Origin of the sequence: Pseudomonas sp. B21-021, assembly GCF_024749205.1 — a bacterium.
Taxonomy (GTDB): domain Bacteria; phylum Pseudomonadota; class Gammaproteobacteria; order Pseudomonadales; family Pseudomonadaceae; genus Aquipseudomonas; species Aquipseudomonas paraglycinae.
The window spans coordinates 3,042,320-3,058,850 of record NZ_CP087192.1 but is presented as its reverse complement, the minus strand read 5'-3'; the positions used below and the strand labels follow the sequence as shown (position 1 = coordinate 3,058,850).

Here is a 16,531-nt window from a genome sequence, read left to right as displayed (position 1 = left end):
TTCTTTTACGGGAGGCTGAACGATAAGCACTGGCCGGGATTTAGCAAAGCAGCTTTACCGGCAATTTACCTTCCACTTACGTTTCAAGGTGTGAGGCAAAACACTGATACACAAATGAAAACGGCCTGGACAGGGCCAGGCCGTTAACAATTGTAAAAGCGCTTACTTGAGAACGGACAGCGCCGCTTCGTAGTTAGGCTCTTCGGCAATTTCCTTGACCAGTTCGCTGTGCAGGACGTTGTCGTTTTCGTCCAGTACAACCACCGCACGGGCGGTCAGGCCTTTCAGCGGGCCGTCAGCGATGGCCACGCCGTAGTTCTCGAGGAACTCGGTGCCGCGCAGGGTCGACAGGTTTTGTACGTTTTCCAGACCTTCGGCGCCGCAGAAGCGAGCCTGGGCGAACGGCAGGTCAGCCGAGATGCACAGCACAACAGTGTTGCTGATGTCGTTGGCCTGGGCGTTGAACTTGCGCACGGAGGTGGCGCAGGTCGGGGTGTCGACGCTTGGGAAGATGTTCAGCACTTTGCGCTTGCCGGCGAAGTCTTTCAGGGTGACGTCGGACAGATTGCCGGCTACCAGGGAAAAGGCTGGCGCCTTGGAACCGGCTTGTGGCAGTTGGCCGTTGACTTGAACCGGGTTGCCTTTGAGCGTGACTTGAGCCATGAACGGAGTCCTTCTTAACGTTGTTGGGAAAGCATGCAAGAGGCAGAAGTTAACCACGAAATTGTCCGACGACCTATGCCTGGACTGAAATTGTCATGTGCTGGCACGCAAAACTGGATACACATTCTCCAGTAGCCCCACATTCCTGCTCTCAAAGAGGGTGATGCTTGTTAAAACGCGAGTCTGCATCTTTTCTTTAACGACCTGTCGATTCAGACCCCGGCCGTTCGACTAAGCCATGAATCCCTCACCTATCTGCGGAGAAACACCATGCGCTTCATGATCATTGTCAAAGCCAGCCACGACTCCGAAGACGGCGTGATGCCCAGCGAGCAATTGCTGACCGACATGGGCAACTACAACGAACAGTTGGCCAAGGCCGGCATCCTGGTTTCTGCCGACGGCCTGCACCCGAGCAGCAAAGGCGCCCGTGTGCGCTTCAGCGGCGAAAACCGCAGCGTGATTGACGGCCCGTTCGCCGAGACCAAGGAGCTGATCGCCGGTTACTGGATCTGGGACGTTAAGTCGAAAGAGGAGGCCATCGAGTGGGTCAAGCGTTGCCCGAATCCCATGCCGGGCACTGAATCGGAAATCGAGATTCGCCAGGTCTTCAGCCCGGAAGATTTCGGCGCCGAGTTCACCCCGGAGCTGCGTGAGCAGGAAGAACGCATACGCGAACAAGCCAAAAAACACTGAGGCCCCGAATCGGGAGCGTGAGCATTTTCTGCATGGCCGATGACGACTGAGCGAGACACGAGGACTTTTCGACGCGAAACAGGTAGGGTGCGCAACATCACAATGCCACCACTGGATCGCGTCGCAGTTTTTATGGAGTTGTCATCGCAATGAGTTGCTGGACCGTCCTTGGCCTGTCGGCCGACGCCGATGTGCGCACTATCAAACGCCAATATGCCGTCCTGCTCAAACAGACCCGCCCCGACGACGACCCCGAGGGCTTCCAGCGACTGCGCGATGCCTATGAGCAGGCGCTGGCGTACAAGGAATGGCAGCAGTATCACGAGCAGGATGAAGAACAAGCACAGGACCCGGGCATTGAAGAATCCTGGGACCTGAGCGGCCTCACCGTGGTCGAGGTCGATGCCCTGCAACTGGCGACCCGTTCGCTGGACGGGCTCAGTGTTGAAGAGCTGAATCATCGCCATGCCGTCACCCTCGAACAGGGTTGCGCGCATTTCTTCGAAGACACGGTGCTGCATCATTGCATTGAACACCCTGAGACTTCGCAGACGCTGGTGGACTGGGCCATCCCGACCTTCTTCTGGTTCAGCGCCTGGCAACGCCTGGAGCTGGACGAAATATCGATTGACCTGTTGCTGGATCAACAACGCGCGCGCATTGCGCAACCGATGCGTGATGCGCTCGAACGGGAAGACGTCGACGGATTTCTCCAGGCCTATGCCCGCTGCGCGGATTTCAACTGGCTGGCGATTGAACAACATCGGCAATGGTTCAACCGTGCCCTGAGCCATTTGCTGCTGGATTCACCGTTCTGGTCTCCCGAGATTTTCGAACACGTGCGCACCGGCCAAGGCTGGCACGGCTGCACGGGGAATCCCTGCCCTGACGGTGAATGGCAACGCCTGCTGGCTCGCCAGAATGCGCCGTTTTTTGTGGCGCGCCAGCAACAGCTCGCCCTGGAACCGCCGGCCACCCCCGAACACCGCGCCGCCCGCCTGCTGCTGGGCACCGGCTCGTTCAGTGCCCGCCGTGCACTGGCCCGACGCCTGAGCGAAGAAGACTGGGCGCAGTGCCGGAAACTGAGTTCCGAGCTGTACGCCAATCACCCAAATATCTGCGCGCAGATGCCCGGCGGCACCGCGTTTTTCTGGCGTGACTGGGAGCTGAGCTTCAATGACTGGCCGACCTACGTGGGCGTGGTTCTGGCCTGCCTGATCGGTGCGTTCACCCATTACATTCCGTTGGGCGTGCGCCTCAGTGGACTGATCAATATCGTCATGATTTCGACCGTGGTGTTTGGCGTGATCGTGGCCGGGCTCAATTGGCTGGTGCACAACGTTGCTCATCGCGTATGGCGGCTGGATGACCGGCTCAGCGCAAGCCTTTGCCCCGGATCTCTCAACGACTCGCCGCCGTTCGGCGTGCTGCGTGACCTGGTGCCCGGCGCGTTGATGGTGGCCGGGCTCGGCTGGTTTTTCGGCCCGATTGCCGGCGGGGTGTACGCCGCGACCCTGACGACCTTCGGACTGGTTCGCCGCTGGCAGTCCAGGCCACGGGTATCCTGGGAAGAGAGCCGAACAGCCGTGAAAGTTGGCGTGACGATCCTCGGGATTGTGGTGCTGTCCCTCGTGCTCGGCGTATTCAAAGTGGTCGCCAGCCAAGGCACGGTCAATCGCAATCAGGGTCTGCAACCCTGGACCGAACGCCTGTGCAGCCGCTTGCCGGCCACCACCGCCGAATGCAGCGCACCGGCCACCGTTGAACAGTGGTACGGCAAGGAGGCGCGCCCATGAGCACCAGAGTGATGTTTTGCGTCGGTATTTTCTTCGCGCTGGTGGTGATGGCGCTGACCAGTGCGACCCGCCCTTTCCTGCAACTCGATCTCTGGCTGGACGGACGCGATGCGCCGGTCACCGCCCAGGCCAATGCCCTGAGCCCGGTGATCGCCTGCGTCAACCGGATCGACGTGCAATGGCGAGTGGCCTACGACCGTTACAAGAACCCTCAACCGCCCTTGCCCCGCGACCAGCGCTGGTTGAAGAGCCTCAATGATTTCGACGACAGCGACGCGTTCAATGTGCGCGACATTCAGCGCGATGTCTGCGGTCAGGGCCTCACGGAAAAGCTCGATCTTCTAGCTTGGCAGCCTGAACTGGTGCGACAGGCGAACGAATACGTTCGGGCGCTGAGTCACGTCACGACCACCATTGCCCCCACGCGGTTTTACCGAGAGGCGAGTTTCACCTCCGGGTCGCAACAGCCCTCCCCTGAAGAACTGGCTGCGATCGAGCGCGTTTCACAGGAGTACATCGGCGCCTCGACGGCTCTGCGGCAAAGCCTGCTGCCGCTCGACGCCGCGCAACGTCCCGAACAGCTCAAGCTGATCGAAGCGCGTCTGGGCAGGGACATTCACTGGGACTTGCTGGCTTACATGATTCAGGCGCGGGAGACCGTCGACGTGCTCGACGAAGCGATGAAAAATCGCACGCTAACCCCGAAGTTGCTGGCCGACACCACTGCCAAGCTGCAACAGGCGTGGAACCGTCGAGAACCCTGGCTCGCACCGCGCACGGGTGGATTCCAGAACAAGACCGATGCCGCACGGGATCTGTGGCTGCGCATCGGCGAGCCGGGGCAAGACTATCTCGAGGCGTTGAACACGCTGCACACCGACTGGCAGAACCACGCACAGCCCCAGCGTTTGAGCGAGGACTACTACGCCGTGACCCGCCGTTACGACGGTTTGCTCAGCCATTACAACCGACTGGCGCGCGCCAGCTTCTGACGCAGTGCACACGCCGGATCACCCTCAGGGGCGACCCGGCGTGCCGGTCTTACTTGGCCTTGAGTTTGAGGTAGGACTGATGCAGATCCGCCGCCCAGCCATCGATCACGCTTTTCACGTCATCGGCCTTCATCACCTGCGAATCGTTTTCCAGCGGTTTGCCGGTGCCTTTGCGCACAACCTGCGCCGCCACTTTGTTGGTGCCGCCATCGAGGAACACCGCTTCGGTCGCCAGCGTGGTTTCCTGATCGCGAATGCCGCTGGCGGTGCTGACCGCTGCGGCGACCAGGGCAATCGGAATCACTTCATAGGCGTGCAGGCCTTCGGTCTTGCTGCTCACGGCGGTGATCGCCGCGCGCACCACGATCACACCAGGCCCTGGGCCTGAGGCCAGCGGCAGGGATTTGCCCAGTTCACGCTTGAGCGCCTGATCGTAATAGCTGGTGATGCCGTTGAGGGTCTGCTGCGGAATCTTCACGGTGGGTTGCGGTTTGGGATAGAGCTGGGTCGGTTCGACGTAGACGCTGGTGAATTTGCTGATATCGATTTTCGGGTCAATCCAGCGCATCACTTCAGCCCCCGACGGGGATTTGGCCTCCCTCAACTGGCTGTAGTCCTTGAGGAAGCCTGAGTACTCGTCGGGTGCGACGGTTTTGCTGGAGCAGCCCACCACGCCCAGCGTGGCAATGCACAGGGTGCTCATCATTACGGCTAGCTTCATGCTGTAACTCCTGTCGGAAGGCCGAATTTATTGCGTCGGGGGAGTTACAGGTATAGCTAAATTCGCGCCGTTTGCGATCAGAAACCCCAACATTGCACAACGTCGGGTCCGGACCTTTGAAAGGTCCGGACCATCACAGGTGCTCAAGGCTTTCTTCTACCAGCTCGAAGTCTCCCCACTCCTCAACGCCATCTCCCGCCGGCTGTTGGCCCGCATCGCCTTGATCAGCGACACGGTCCCCACCAGCAAAATCGCCGCACCGAACAGAAAATCAATGTTGTACAGCTGGAAATCCTGCACCGGCCCCACCAGCACCGTGCGCACCACGCCAATCCCCACCAGCGTGGCAAGAAAGTCGATCCCCGGCTCATCGCGGTAGAACACCAGCAGCAACGGCAGGCACAGCACCAGCAGCATCAACAGCACCACAACCTTGAACGAGCCTTTGCGCTCGACGCTGAACGCGCATTCGTGGGGGCCGTAGGCCTTGTAGTCCTCGTCGCGGATCATCGAGTTTTTCTCGTTGATGTAGTCGGCGCGGTTGTACTTCTGGATCGGCGTGAAGGTGTTGGACATCTCCATCAGCGTGGTGATGTTCTTGAAGCGCAGGTCGATGCGCTCGCTGCCCTTGAGGTAATACAGCACCGGTTTGTAGCCGTAGCGATAGGTGTCGAAAGGAAATTCGGTGACCCGGCCCTGCACGCTGATCGGCCGCGATTCGAGTTCGGCGAAGGCGCTCTTGTCGGTCGAGGCGAGGTTGCGGCTCAGGGGCAGGACTTTCACCTGTTCGAGGAAGATCGGCGTCACGCCAAACGACCACTGCAACGGCTCCAGGCGCAGACGCAGTTCGTTGCGGCCCAGGTCATAGCGGTTGAAGGTGCGCTCGGAGACCACCACCGCGCCGCTGAGCATGAACTCGCCGCGCAGGTTGTTGGTGATGCGCAGGGTCAACTGATCCTTGCCCAGCAGCGCCGCTTCGGTGTTCGGCGGCGTGCCGCACCACGCGGTGCTTTCGCCGACGCCGCCGAGCTGGCCGCCACGGTTTTCGTTGAACACATAGATGTAACCGGCCCACAGCGTCACCATCAACAGCAACGCGGTGATGCCCAGAATTTTTTTGCCCGGACTCACTGATCAGACTCCCTTCTTCGTTCCGTCGTCCAGCCGAAAACCCGCTGGCGACGGGGACTCTACCAAAAGGCCACCATCGACCCAAGGAAAAATCCCCGATTCATCAGGGTTCTAAGGGTTTCCCCTGCATCACCTGCGCCGGAACAACGGTCGCGGCTCGATCACCGAGCGCCCGTACAACACGCTCATCCCGGCCAGCCCCTTGAGCGCATCCTCGGCGGATTTGTCCTCACGCACCGCGAAGCTGTCGAAACCGCACTGACGCATGTGGCTCAGTTGATCGCGCAATACATCGCCGATGGCGCGCAACTCGCCTTTCCAGCCGAAACGGCTGCGCAGCAGATAGGCCTGGCTGTAGGCGCGGCCGTCGCGAAAGCTCGGGAAGTCAAGGGCGATCAGTGGCAGTGAGGTCAGCCATGGCAACAGGCTTTCGACGCCGTCGTCCGGGCCGAGCCAGACCGCATGGGTCGAGGGCGATTCGAGCCAGTGGGCCAGCGGCAGAATCAGCATTTCAGTGCTGTCAGCCGTTTCTGGCGAGCGAATCAGCGTCCACGGATCATCCAGCACGATCCGCGCCCCGCTCGCCTCCATGCGCAAAAGATTTTTCATGCCGGCACCTCCAGCGCCTTCGGATAGACCCGCTCCTTGAACGGCTCGAGTCCGATGCGCGCCACGGTATCGACGAACAGCTCTTCGGCCTCGCGATAACGGACGAAAGTGCCGATGATCCGCTCGATCACCTGCGGTACTTCGGCGGCGCTGAACGACGGGCCGATGACTTTGCCCAGCGCACTGTTCTTGCCTTGCGCGCCACCGAGGGTGATCTGGTACCACTCGCTGCCGTTCTTATCGACGCCGAGAATCCCGATGTTGCCGATGTGGTGATGGCCACAGGCGTTCATGCAGCCGGAGATGTTCAGGCTGATGTCGCCCAGATCATGCAGGTAATCGAGGTTGTCGAAACGCGCCTGAATCGCTTGGGCAATCGGGATCGACTTGGCATTGGCCAGCGCACAGAAGTCGCCGCCGGGGCAGGCAATGATGTCGGTCAACAGGCCGACGTTGGCGGCGCCCAGGCCCTGCTCTTTCGCCTGCTCCCACAGCGCGAACAGCTCGGACTTGGGCACGTCCGGCAGGACGATGTTCTGCTCGTGGGCGATGCGGATTTCGCCGAAACCGAAGCGCTCGGACCAGTCAGCCACGGCCTGCATCTGCGCATCGGTGACGTCCCCCGGCGGCGAGGCCAGACCCGGTTTGGTCGACAGCACCACGCTGGTGTAGCCCGGCACTTTGTGCGGTTGCACATTGCGCGCGACCCAGCGGGCGAACGCCGGGTTGTCGGCCAGGTGCGTGCCGAAATCCAGATCGGTACCCGCCAGTGTGCGATAGCTCGGCGGCACAAAAGCACTGGCGACCCGCTGGTATTCATCTTCGGTCAACTGCGCGGGGCCGTCCTTGAGGTGTTGCCATTCCTCTTCGACTTCCTTGGCGAACGCCTCGATCCCCAGCGCCTTGACCAGAATCTTGATCCGCGCCTTGTACTTGTTGTCACGCCGACCGTGGCGGTTGTAGACCCGCAGCACGGCTTCGACGTAGGACAGCAAGTGCTGCCACGGCAGATCGTCGCGAATCTGCAACCCAAGGATCGGCGTGCGTCCCAGACCGCCGCCGACGATCACTCGCAGCAGCATTTGCCCGTCGCGGCCGGGGTAAAGGTACAGGCCGATGTCGTGCATCATGATCGCCGCGCGATCCTGCTTGGCCGAGCAGATGGCGATCTTGAACTTGCGCGGCAGGAACAGGAATTCCGGGTTGATCGTCGACCATTGCCGCAGGATTTCCGCCAGCGGACGCGGGTCGATCAACTCGTCCGCCGCGACCCCGGCGAAGGCTTCGGTGGTGATGTTGCGCACGCAGTTGCCCGAGGTCTGGATCGCATGCATGTTGACCTGCGCCAGACGTTCGAGAATGTCCGGCACCTCGTGCAGCTCGATCCAGTTGAACTGCATGTTCTGCCGGGTGGTGAAGTGGCCGTAGCCACGGTCGTAATCCCGGGCGATGCTCGCCAGTGTGCGCATCTGTTCGGCGCTCAACGTGCCGTAGGGAATCGCTACTCGCAGCATGTAGGCGTGCTTTTGCATGTACAGGCCGTTCTGCAGGCGCAGCGGCAGGAACTCTTCTTCGCTCAACTCCCCGGCCATGAAGCGCTCGACCTGATCGCGAAACTGCGCAACGCGCTCGAACACCAGCGCCCGGTCGTAATCATCGTACTGATACATCGGCCTACTACCTCATCAGGGATTACATGAATTCCTGTGGGAACGGGCGAACCCGAGATAGCGCCAGTTCGTGCCTGGCGCTATCTCGGGTTCGCCCGTTCCCACAGTATTTTCCCTGACTATGGACGAACGGCGCAGTGCACAACAGATTCACCTGATCGCATAAAAACCGTATCAGGGCGCGGCAGATGGCCGCAGGCAGAGCTTTGATCTGATCCGCATAAATGAACAATTCCTGAGCCTGTTTTGTTTCTGACGGGGTTTCTACAGTGCAGCTCGTGCCAGACCGGGTGGCCTGGCAAGACTTTGCAACCGTGGATGAACTGACCATGAGCACAGCAACAATCGGACAGGCTTATAACTACAAGGTCGTCCGCCAATTCGTCATCGCGACTGTTTTCTGGGGTGTCGTGGGCATGGCGATGGGGGTATGGATCGCCTCGCAACTGGTATGGCCGGACATGAATCTGGACTTGCCGTGGACCACCTTCGGCCGCTTGCGACCGTTGCACACCAGCCTGGTGATTTTCGGTTTCGCCGGCAGCGCGCAATTCGCCGCCAGTTACTACGCCGTGCAGCGTACCTGCCAGGTGCGGCTGTACTCGGACAAGCTTGCCGCGTTCACCTTCTGGGGCTGGCAATCGGTGATCGTGATCATGCTGGTCACCCTGCCGATGGGCTACACCACCACCAAGGAATACGCCGAGATCGAATTCTCCGGCGCGGTGTGGATGGCGGTGGTCTGGGTCGCCTACGCCGTGGTTTTCTTCACCACCGTGGTACAGCGCAAGACCAAACACATCTACGTCGGCAACTGGTTCTTCGGCGCGTTCATCCTGGTGATCGCCATGCTGCACGTGGTCAATCACCTGTCGATTCCGGTGGACTGGTTCAAGTCTTATCCGGTGTACTCCGGCGCCACCGACGCCATGGTGCAGTGGTGGTACGGGCACAACGCGGTGGGGTTCTTTTTGACCACCGGGTTCCTCGGGATGATGTATTACTTCGTGCCCAAGCAGGTGAATCGGCCGGTGTATTCGTACCGGTTGTCGATCGTGCATTTCTGGGCGCTGATCACCCTGTACATCTGGGCCGGCCCGCACCATTTGCACTACACCGCGCTGCCGGACTGGGCGCAGTCGCTGGGTATGGCGATGTCGCTGATCCTGCTGGCGCCGAGCTGGGGCGGGATGATCAACGGGATGATGACCCTGTCCGGCGCCTGGCATCAGTTGCGCACCGACCCGATCCTGCGTTTCCTGGTCCTGTCGCTGGCGTTCTACGGCATGTCGACCTTCGAAGGCCCGATGATGGCAATCAAGACCGTCAACGCCCTCTCCCACTACACCGACTGGACCATCGGTCACGTACACGCCGGCGCCCTCGGCTGGGTGGCGATGATCACCTTCGGTGCGACCTATCACATGGTGCCCAAGGTCTTTGGCCGCGAGCGGATGCACAGCACGCCGCTGATCAACCTGCACTTCTGGCTGGCGACCATTGGCACGGTGTTGTACATCGCTTCGATGTGGGTCAACGGGATTACTCAGGGCCTGATGTGGCGGGCGATCAACGAGGACGGCACTTTAACCTACTCGTTTGTCGAGGCGCTGCAGGCCAGCCATCCGGGGTTTGTCGTGCGGTTTGCCGGCGGGGTGTTCTTCCTCAGCGGCATGTTGCTGATGGCCTATAACGTGTGGCGCACGGTGCGGGTTGCCGACGTTGCACTCGCCCACCGTGAAGCGCAGATCGCCTGAGACAGGGAGCCGGTCATGTTCGATGTTTTCTTGAATGTGTTGGGTGTGGTGTTTCTGTGGCTGGCCGTGGAGTATTGCTTGCGGCATGAGACGACCGAGAGCCTGGATGAGGCGAGTCTGACGCCGTTTGCGGATGATCCGGAGGTGGCTCGGCGGGTTGAGTTGGCTACGGGTAAAACCGTGAAGGCGGTGGCGCCGGAGGTGGCGAAGCCGGGGTGGGTCAACCTCGAAATGTGAGCTACTTCCGTTGATGTTGATCGTTCCCACGTCGAGGCGTCGAACCGTCCGCGTGGGAACGATCAGCTAGGGTTGGCTTTTGATCTTAAGTGCGGTCGCGTGGGATGAGGCTCTGCAGTTGCTGCGCGAGGAAATTCGCATCGAAGGCAAAGGTATCCGGATCCTTCAACCCATTGGTCTTACGCCACTGCCAATCACCATTGGGCAACCCCACCAACGAAACACTTCCGTACCGTGCCGCCGTCAACCCCATCACCGCCAGCGAAATCTGTCCGCCACTGCCCATCACATCCGGAACGAACTCCACCGGTTTGCCGGCAATCACGATGCTCAGTTTTTCAGTCTTGAAGGTCGAGGTCTCAACCGGTGTGCTCGGCCCGAACGCGACATAATCCTCCCGGCTGACCTCCAGCAACCCCGGCGCCTGCACCGGCTCCAGCCATTGCTGAATCTGCCCGAACAACTCGGTAATCCGTGTAGCCCAGGTCGCCGATTGCGTCTCGAACAATTGCTTCTTGTGCGCTTCGCTATCGGCATAGTAGCGAAGCATTTCGCCCAGTTGCTGTACGTCGTCCATTGCGGTGTTCCTTCAAGGAGCGGTGCTGCGGACGTCGAGCATGGCAGATGCCGATGACGACCGTGCAAGTCATTTGCCTGCACGGTCGCCTCGTCGGCCACTGACGGACAGAAGGTCAGCGTTTGCGCAGGCGCGCCATGCTCAGGGTGTCGACCCATTGCCCGTCACGCACGGCGTAATCGCGAAACAGGCCCTCGGTTTCGAAGCCGAACTTGCGGTAGAGCCCGATGGCCGCCTCGTTGTCGGCGTACACCGAAAGCTCGACCCGGTGCAGGTTCATCCAGTTGTCGGCGATGTCCAGCGCCGCTGCCAACAGCTTCGAACCGATGCCCTTGCCCTGCCACGCCACTGCTACGGCCATGCCGACACTGCCGGCGTGACTGCGGCGAATCCGCGAAAACTGTTCCAGCCCCAGATTGCCGATCACCACCCCCTGATGCAGCGCCACCAGTTGCACCACCCGCTCGTTGTCCGGCGCCAGACGTTTGCGCCAGACCTCGGTGGTCTGAAACGGCATTTGCAACACCTGCCGGGTCACGGCCGGGTCGTTATAGAGCGCGGTGATGCCTTCGACGTGGGATTCGCTGAAGCGTTCGAGGTGAATGGCGGGGTTGTGCTCAGGCATGAAAGATCCCTCCTGGATCAGTGCGTGGCCGGTCACTGTAAACCGCTTCTTCACGGATTCGCCATGACTGTTTAAAACCTATACATCCCCTTAGCCTGATTGGCTGATTGTTCCCACGCTATGCGTGGGAATGCAGCCCGGGACGCTCCGCATCCCTTCCAGAGCTGGAACGCAGAGCGTCCCTTGAGGCATTCCCACGCGGACGGTTCGACGCCTCGACGTGGGAACGATCTAAGAAAAATTACTCGAACCACTCCTGTCGCTCATTGAACGTGCGCTGAATCAACTCCACCAAGGTCTGCACCTCCCCGACCTCCTGCGACTCATTGTTCACCGCCAACCACGCCTGCAACCGCATCGCTTCCTCAAACAACCCCGGCAACGCCACCAACCCGCGATCAAACCGGCTCATGTACATCGGCAGCAACCCGATGCAGGCGCTGCACCGGATCATCTCCAGCATCAGCTCATAGGACTGCATCTGCACCACCCCGGCCAACCGCTGTTCGACCAGTTCATTCCACGGCCGGAAGCTGTCGATCTGCCGGTCATGCTGCCATTGCACCAGCATGAAATCGGCGAGGTCATCCGGACTTTCTGGCCGTGCAGTCACGCGGGAATAGCGTTTGGCAATGTGCGGCTGGTATTCCAGTTGCGCCAGGCGTTGCGGTTCGCTGGTGGCGAAGGTCGGGCCGGGATGCGGGGTGTCGCCGTGTGCGAGCCACAGCACGATGTCGGCACTGACCGCACGCAGCGCCAGTTCGCTGTCGAGGGCGATGATCTCCAGGCGCACGCTGGCGTTGCGGCGCAGCAGTGCGATGAGGTCGCGGCCGAGGATGTCGTGCAGGATTGATTCGGCGACGGCCAGCCTGATCAAGGGCTGCTCGATCACCGGGAGTTTGCGTTCGTGGGCCAGGGCAACCAGTTGCGCCTGCAATTGCTGGCCTTCGCGGGTCAGGCTGAGGGCGCTGCCCTGAAAGCTGAACAGCGCGCATTGCAGTTGCTGTTCGAGTTGCGCCAGTTGTTTGCGCAGCAGGGTCGAGCGCACGTTGAGGCTGCGGGCGGCCTGCATGAAGCAGCCGCAACGGGCACTGACCAGAAAGTATTGGGCGACGTCGCCGTCGAGGGTCGCGGCTTGCGCCAGCCAGGGTTCTTCCTTGTCCCGGGGCCAGCGGAAATCGGCGCTGCTCTGTCGTGCTGCGGGTTCGGTGAATGACATCGATGACTCCCTGTCGATCTTTGTTTTGGTGTGCAGCGCTTAGGGTTTGGTCTCCAGCACCTTGTTGAGCTCGGCCCCGTCGATGCTCAGCGTTGCGGTATTGAGCATGCCGTCCAGATAGGCCTGGGCGATCTGCTCCTGACGCTGTGCCCGCAAGGCCTGGGTCAGTTGATCGCGCAACTCGTCGAGGGTCGCGGTGCGGGCCGGTTGTTGTTCGGTGAGTTTGATCACGTGGAAACCGGCGCTGCTTTGAACGGGGTCGGAAACCGCGCCAACCTTGAGTCGTGCCACGGCGCCACGTACTTCCGGCACCAGTTGCTGCAACGGTTGCAGGCCGGTGTCGCCGCCACGTTCAGCAGTCAGGCGATCCTGGGAAAACTCCTTGGCCAGCGCTGCAAAGTCCGCCGGGGTTGCCTGGGCTTTCTTGCTCAACTCCGCCGCCTGCTTGCGCACAGCCTCAAGATTCTGTGGCTCATTCACACCAAGAAAAATCTGACTGACCCGATACAACGCCGGCGTCTGCCAGTTGGCCTTGCCCGCGTCATACGCCTGCTGCAACTCGGCAGCGCTCGGGTAATCCGCCGGAACCTGACTCACCGACTGCAAATAGTCGCGGAACACGATCTGTTCGGTGGCGGCACGGGTCTGCCGAACCACGTCCGGACGCTGCGCCCAGCCTTGGGCATCGGCCTGCTCCAGCACGGCTTTTTCAGCCAGGCGTGAACGAATCCAGCGCTCCAGTGCCTCGCGATTGCCACGCAATTGCTCGCGGGTCTGCGGCGGTACGGCCGCCAGTAGCGCCTGCAATTCCTCCGGCGAAACCTGCTGATTTCCTAATCTGGCCACTGCCGGTCCACTGTTCGCCGCAATCACCGGCGCCGGTTGCTGGGCGGCGACCGGGTCATTGCCCGGCCGCACCACCAGCGCCACGGCCACCACCAACAGCGCCACCGCAGCGGCGCTGATTACCATGGCAGGTTTTGTCACAGCGCGACTTCCTCTTGCTCAACCTTTGGAGCCTGGGCGGCAGCAGCGTTCTGGGTGAAATCACGCAGGTAAACGATGAACTCCTGCAACAGGCGATCCCACAACTCCAGGTTGCCGCGCAGGTAATCGCTGCTGACGCCAGCGGCCACCACCACGTCCATTTCCATCACCAGAAATTCGCCCTGCAACGACAACCGGGCAAACCGGCGGGTTGCGTTCCACTGCTCGGCCACACCGGCCGGCAACTCACCCTGCACGCGTAAGGCGCAGCTGAAAGTGAAGTCGACGTAGCTGCCCTGCTCCGCCACCGCCGGGTTGCCGAAACGCACGGCGTAACCGATGCCTTGGCTGGCGCTGAGCAACTGGACGATGCCGTTCTGTTCGGTCTGGTTGACGCGGTAACCGGCGGCTTGCAGTACGTCGGTCAGGGATTGCGGGGATACGTGGGAGATCAATTGAGTCATTACTTCTTCCTTGTCCATGAGTCTTTTAATCAGTGCGCGATCGCGGCTTGCGGCGCATCGAATTGAGTCTTGTACAGTTCATCGCCAAAGCCCTGAGCCAGTTCATCGAACTTGACCCGGGCGCTGCCGGCGAAGGGCTGGCGGATCTTCATCACCTCGGCCACATCGATGTTTTCGTAGGCGGTGAGAATCTGCTTGGCCACGCCGTACATCTGCTGATTCTTGACCGAACATTGCTGCACTTGTGTGTCACGTTCAGCCAATTGCGCTTGAAGCTTAGACCGTTCTGCCTCTTTGGCACGGGCCATGACCAGCAACTCGTCATAGGCTTTCTTGAACTTGCCGGTCTGCTCGTTACTCGCCGCCACCTGTGCCTGAGCCTGGCTGTGCAGGCTTTGCTGCTGCCCGGCCAGTTGCTCCGCGAGGCCTTTGGCCTTGGCCAGTTCGGCGGTCAATTGCTTGATTTGCGCCTGCGCAGCCTTGGCTTCGTTCTGCGCCGCCAGTTGCGCGGCGCTGGCCTGGGCCTGCTGGCTCTGCAGGGTTTGCAGCTGCTGGGTGGTGCTGCGCAACTGGGTGCGCAGGCGTTCTTCCATGCCTTCGGCGCTCGCCCCGGTGGCGATCAACATCCCGAGCCCAAGCCATAAAAAGCGGATTTTCATAACCCTCTCCCGGCGCTTTAGAAGCGCGTGTTGATCTCAAGCTGCATGACGTCGATGTCGAACGGCGCGCCATACACCGCCTCCGAACTCAGCCAGCGGCCGGTGGCGTAGACGTTCTTCGCCAGACCGTAATTGCCGCCCAGGAAGTAGCCCTTGGCGTTGGTGCCGCCGAGGTGGAACGACGAGTCGTTGAAGCCGTCCGGCAAGGCATCCGGCTGGATGTACTTGTAGCCGGCGAACAGGTTCCAGTCGCCCTGCTTCTTCAGCTCCAGCGCGTTGCCGAGGGTGAACTGGACCATCCACGCATTGGCGCCGCTTTCGATGTTGCCGTTGCTGTCGAGGTTGTTGACGATCTGCCCCGCCGAACGCTTGCGCATGTCGCCTTCGTCGTAACCGAGGTTGTGGATGTAGTTGCCCTGGCTGCGCAGCTTGAAGTCTTCCGGCAGGTCGGCGTCCCACACCACGTTCAGGTCCAGCAGGTTGAACTCGGACGCCAGGCCAACGAATTGCGGTTGCGGCGTGGTGGTCGGGTTGAGCGGGTTCGGCGTGATGTCACGCAGCAGGAACACGCTGTTGCCCTTCTGCATGAACGCCGCGCGGGTGCCGTCGCTGTCGCAGCCCGGTGCGCCGGCCCACGGTTCGCAAGGGCTGGAGCGCTGGCCTTCGATGTCGTCGAAGCGGTAGTAGGCCAGCGCACCTTTCAAACGGTTGTTGCTGTTGATCGCCCATTTGGCGCCGATCTGCGCGCCGTACAGCCATTTGTTGTCGCTTTCTTCCTTGTCGAAGCCGTTGCTGGTGGTGGTGTCGTTGGTGTAGTCCACCGGGAACGCGCCGACGGTGCCGAACACGCCCCAGTCGCGGCTCAGCTTGTGGTCGAAAATCGCCGCCACGCCGTCGAAGTTCAGGTCGTTGGAATACAGCATGTCGGTGGACATGAACGGGTTGGCGAAGCGGCCGCCGGTCAGGGTCAGTTCATCCGACGGCTTCCAGGTCAGGTAACCCTGATCGAGCCAGATGTCCTTTTTCGAGAAGCCGCCGCCGAGGTTCTGGGTGGTCGATACCGGGTTGTTGTCCGAGCCGGTGCCGATGCGGATGCCAGCAGTCCATTCCGGCGAGATCACCGCTTTCATGCCCAGCCGGGCGCGCAGGCGGAACAGGTTTTCGCGGTCTTCGCGGGTGTTGAGCAACGGCGGCAACGCGGTGCTGCTGTTGGGGTTCACGTCGTACGGGCCGTTGTTGTTGAGCTTGGCGAAGTCGACGATTTCGTTGCTGTTGCTGCCCGAGTAGTAGCGCGATTCGTCACGCAGACGAATGTCGCCGTCGAAGCTGATGCGCGACGCCCAGTCCGGGAACGTATTGGGCGCGGCCCAGTTTTCCTGTTTGGCGGTGGCCATGACCTCGGCCTTGACCTGATCGCGGATCTGGTCGCGCACCGCAGCCGGCACGTATTGCACCCGCACATCGCCCGGTGCGGCAACCGGCCCGGCCGCCACGGCAGTAGACGCCGCAGCCTGCTTGGCCTGGGCCGCTTCGTTCTGGGCCTGGGCGATCAGTGCGTCGGCCTTGTCCTGTTTCAGAATGCCCTGCTCGACCAGCAAGCGGATCAGATTGATCGTGGCGTTTTCCGAGGGCGCAGGCGCTGCCGCGGCCTGACCGACCAGGGTCGCGATGACCATGCCGACCGCCAGGGACAATCGATTCACGTTGGAAATCATCTGCACACAACTC

The 16,531-nt window shown here is 61.1% G+C and carries 17 protein-coding genes; 5 read left to right on the top strand and 12 right to left on the bottom strand.

Annotated elements, in window-relative coordinates:
* Positions 1-162: 162 nt before the first annotated feature.
* Positions 163-663 (bottom strand): thiol peroxidase, encoded by a 501-nt coding sequence (tpx, locus tag LOY31_RS13665; RefSeq protein ID WP_011333939.1) that lies wholly within the window; start codon positions 661-663, stop codon positions 163-165.
* 270 nt (positions 664-933) lie between these two features.
* Here tpx and LOY31_RS13660 point away from each other — a divergent pair, with 270 nt between their 5' ends.
* The 3 genes from LOY31_RS13660 to LOY31_RS13650 all read left to right on the top strand — a co-directional run bounded on the left by LOY31_RS13660 (position 934) and on the right by LOY31_RS13650 (position 4,147).
* Positions 934-1,359 (top strand): YciI family protein, encoded by a 426-nt coding sequence (locus tag LOY31_RS13660; protein ID WP_258713504.1) that lies wholly within the window; start codon positions 934-936, stop codon positions 1,357-1,359.
* A gap of 149 nt (positions 1,360-1,508) precedes the next feature.
* Positions 1,509-3,155: a J domain-containing protein gene (locus LOY31_RS13655; protein ID WP_258713503.1), complete on the top strand. Its 1,647-nt coding sequence runs from the start codon at positions 1,509-1,511 to the stop codon at positions 3,153-3,155.
* Positions 3,152-4,147, top strand: coding sequence for a YiiG family protein (locus tag LOY31_RS13650; RefSeq protein ID WP_258713502.1), 996 nt, complete (start codon positions 3,152-3,154; stop codon positions 4,145-4,147). The genes LOY31_RS13655 and LOY31_RS13650 overlap by 4 nt, the downstream gene beginning before the upstream one ends.
* Before the next feature lie 49 nt (positions 4,148-4,196).
* Here the strand turns inward: LOY31_RS13650 and LOY31_RS13645 are convergent, their stop codons facing one another.
* The 4 genes from LOY31_RS13645 to LOY31_RS13630 all read right to left on the bottom strand — a co-directional run bounded on the left by LOY31_RS13645 (position 4,197) and on the right by LOY31_RS13630 (position 8,278).
* On the bottom strand, positions 4,197-4,868 hold the full coding sequence (locus LOY31_RS13645) for a DUF3313 domain-containing protein (RefSeq protein ID WP_085604143.1): 672 nt from the start codon (positions 4,866-4,868) through the stop codon (positions 4,197-4,199).
* A gap of 156 nt (positions 4,869-5,024) precedes the next feature.
* Entirely contained in the window at positions 5,025-5,999 is a 975-nt protein-coding gene (locus LOY31_RS13640; RefSeq protein ID WP_064381826.1) for a hypothetical protein, read from the bottom strand.
* A gap of 129 nt (positions 6,000-6,128) precedes the next feature.
* Positions 6,129-6,608 (bottom strand): DUF934 domain-containing protein, encoded by a 480-nt coding sequence (locus tag LOY31_RS13635; protein WP_258713501.1) that lies wholly within the window; start codon positions 6,606-6,608, stop codon positions 6,129-6,131.
* Positions 6,605-8,278: a nitrite/sulfite reductase gene (locus LOY31_RS13630; protein ID WP_258713500.1), complete on the bottom strand. Its 1,674-nt coding sequence runs from the start codon at positions 8,276-8,278 to the stop codon at positions 6,605-6,607. The genes LOY31_RS13635 and LOY31_RS13630 overlap by 4 nt, the downstream gene beginning before the upstream one ends.
* 329 nt (positions 8,279-8,607) lie before the next feature.
* Between LOY31_RS13630 and ccoN the strand changes: the two genes are divergently transcribed.
* Together ccoN and LOY31_RS13620 are read left to right on the top strand one after the other, a co-directional pair.
* Complete coding sequence (gene ccoN / locus LOY31_RS13625; RefSeq protein ID WP_236188686.1) at positions 8,608-10,035, top strand: cytochrome-c oxidase, cbb3-type subunit I; 1,428 nt, start codon at positions 8,608-8,610, stop codon at positions 10,033-10,035.
* Between the two features lie 15 nt (positions 10,036-10,050).
* Positions 10,051-10,272: a cbb3-type cytochrome c oxidase subunit 3 gene (locus LOY31_RS13620; protein ID WP_258713499.1), complete on the top strand. Its 222-nt coding sequence runs from the start codon at positions 10,051-10,053 to the stop codon at positions 10,270-10,272.
* A gap of 85 nt (positions 10,273-10,357) precedes the next feature.
* Here the strand turns inward: LOY31_RS13620 and LOY31_RS13615 are convergent, their stop codons facing one another.
* From LOY31_RS13615 to LOY31_RS13585, 7 genes are all read right to left on the bottom strand, one after another.
* Positions 10,358-10,849 carry a hypothetical protein gene (locus LOY31_RS13615; RefSeq protein ID WP_258713498.1) on the bottom strand — a complete coding sequence of 164 codons (492 nt, stop codon included), beginning with the start codon at positions 10,847-10,849 and terminating at the stop codon, positions 10,358-10,360.
* 115 nt (positions 10,850-10,964) lie between these two features.
* Positions 10,965-11,474, bottom strand: a complete 510-nt coding sequence (locus tag LOY31_RS13610) for a GNAT family N-acetyltransferase (protein WP_258713497.1) — start codon at positions 11,472-11,474, stop codon at positions 10,965-10,967.
* 241 nt (positions 11,475-11,715) lie between these two features.
* Complete coding sequence (locus tag LOY31_RS13605; protein ID WP_258713496.1) at positions 11,716-12,693, bottom strand: LysR family transcriptional regulator; 978 nt, start codon at positions 12,691-12,693, stop codon at positions 11,716-11,718.
* A gap of 39 nt (positions 12,694-12,732) precedes the next feature.
* A complete protein-coding gene (locus LOY31_RS13600) occupies positions 12,733-13,680 on the bottom strand; it encodes a peptidylprolyl isomerase (protein WP_258713495.1) in 948 nt (315 codons plus the stop codon).
* Entirely contained in the window at positions 13,677-14,144 is a 468-nt protein-coding gene (locus tag LOY31_RS13595) for a YbjN domain-containing protein (RefSeq protein ID WP_007955105.1), read from the bottom strand. Before LOY31_RS13595 ends, LOY31_RS13600 begins: the two co-directional genes overlap by 4 nt.
* Before the next feature lie 29 nt (positions 14,145-14,173).
* Positions 14,174-14,803 carry a DNA repair protein gene (locus tag LOY31_RS13590; protein ID WP_085747269.1) on the bottom strand — a complete coding sequence of 210 codons (630 nt, stop codon included), beginning with the start codon at positions 14,801-14,803 and terminating at the stop codon, positions 14,174-14,176.
* Positions 14,804-14,820: 17 nt separating this feature from the next.
* Positions 14,821-16,518 carry a putative porin gene (locus LOY31_RS13585; RefSeq protein WP_064596241.1) on the bottom strand — a complete coding sequence of 566 codons (1,698 nt, stop codon included), beginning with the start codon at positions 16,516-16,518 and terminating at the stop codon, positions 14,821-14,823.
* Between the last annotated feature and the right edge of the window lie 13 nt (positions 16,519-16,531).

What these genes read in the sequence shown, in the direction of transcription:
- tpx (WP_011333939.1), bottom strand. Translation starts at nt 663, where the DNA reads ATGGCTCAAGTCACGCTCAAAGGCAACCCGGTTCAAGTCAACGGCCAA.
- LOY31_RS13660 (WP_258713504.1), top strand. Translation starts at nt 934, where the DNA reads ATGCGCTTCATGATCATTGTCAAAGCCAGCCACGACTCCGAAGACGGC.
- LOY31_RS13655 (WP_258713503.1), top strand. Translation starts at nt 1,509, where the DNA reads ATGAGTTGCTGGACCGTCCTTGGCCTGTCGGCCGACGCCGATGTGCGC.
- LOY31_RS13650 (WP_258713502.1), top strand. Translation starts at nt 3,152, where the DNA reads ATGAGCACCAGAGTGATGTTTTGCGTCGGTATTTTCTTCGCGCTGGTG.
- LOY31_RS13645 (WP_085604143.1), bottom strand. Translation starts at nt 4,868, where the DNA reads ATGAAGCTAGCCGTAATGATGAGCACCCTGTGCATTGCCACGCTGGGC.
- LOY31_RS13635 (WP_258713501.1), bottom strand. Translation starts at nt 6,608, where the DNA reads ATGAAAAATCTTTTGCGCATGGAGGCGAGCGGGGCGCGGATCGTGCTG.
- LOY31_RS13630 (WP_258713500.1), bottom strand. Translation starts at nt 8,278, where the DNA reads ATGTATCAGTACGATGATTACGACCGGGCGCTGGTGTTCGAGCGCGTT.
- ccoN (WP_236188686.1), top strand. Translation starts at nt 8,608, where the DNA reads ATGAGCACAGCAACAATCGGACAGGCTTATAACTACAAGGTCGTCCGC.
- LOY31_RS13620 (WP_258713499.1), top strand. Translation starts at nt 10,051, where the DNA reads ATGTTCGATGTTTTCTTGAATGTGTTGGGTGTGGTGTTTCTGTGGCTG.
- LOY31_RS13615 (WP_258713498.1), bottom strand. Translation starts at nt 10,849, where the DNA reads ATGGACGACGTACAGCAACTGGGCGAAATGCTTCGCTACTATGCCGAT.
- LOY31_RS13610 (WP_258713497.1), bottom strand. Translation starts at nt 11,474, where the DNA reads ATGCCTGAGCACAACCCCGCCATTCACCTCGAACGCTTCAGCGAATCC.
- LOY31_RS13605 (WP_258713496.1), bottom strand. Translation starts at nt 12,693, where the DNA reads ATGTCATTCACCGAACCCGCAGCACGACAGAGCAGCGCCGATTTCCGC.
- LOY31_RS13595 (WP_007955105.1), bottom strand. Translation starts at nt 14,144, where the DNA reads ATGACTCAATTGATCTCCCACGTATCCCCGCAATCCCTGACCGACGTA.
- LOY31_RS13590 (WP_085747269.1), bottom strand. Translation starts at nt 14,803, where the DNA reads ATGAAAATCCGCTTTTTATGGCTTGGGCTCGGGATGTTGATCGCCACC.
- LOY31_RS13585 (WP_064596241.1), bottom strand. Translation starts at nt 16,518, where the DNA reads ATGATTTCCAACGTGAATCGATTGTCCCTGGCGGTCGGCATGGTCATC.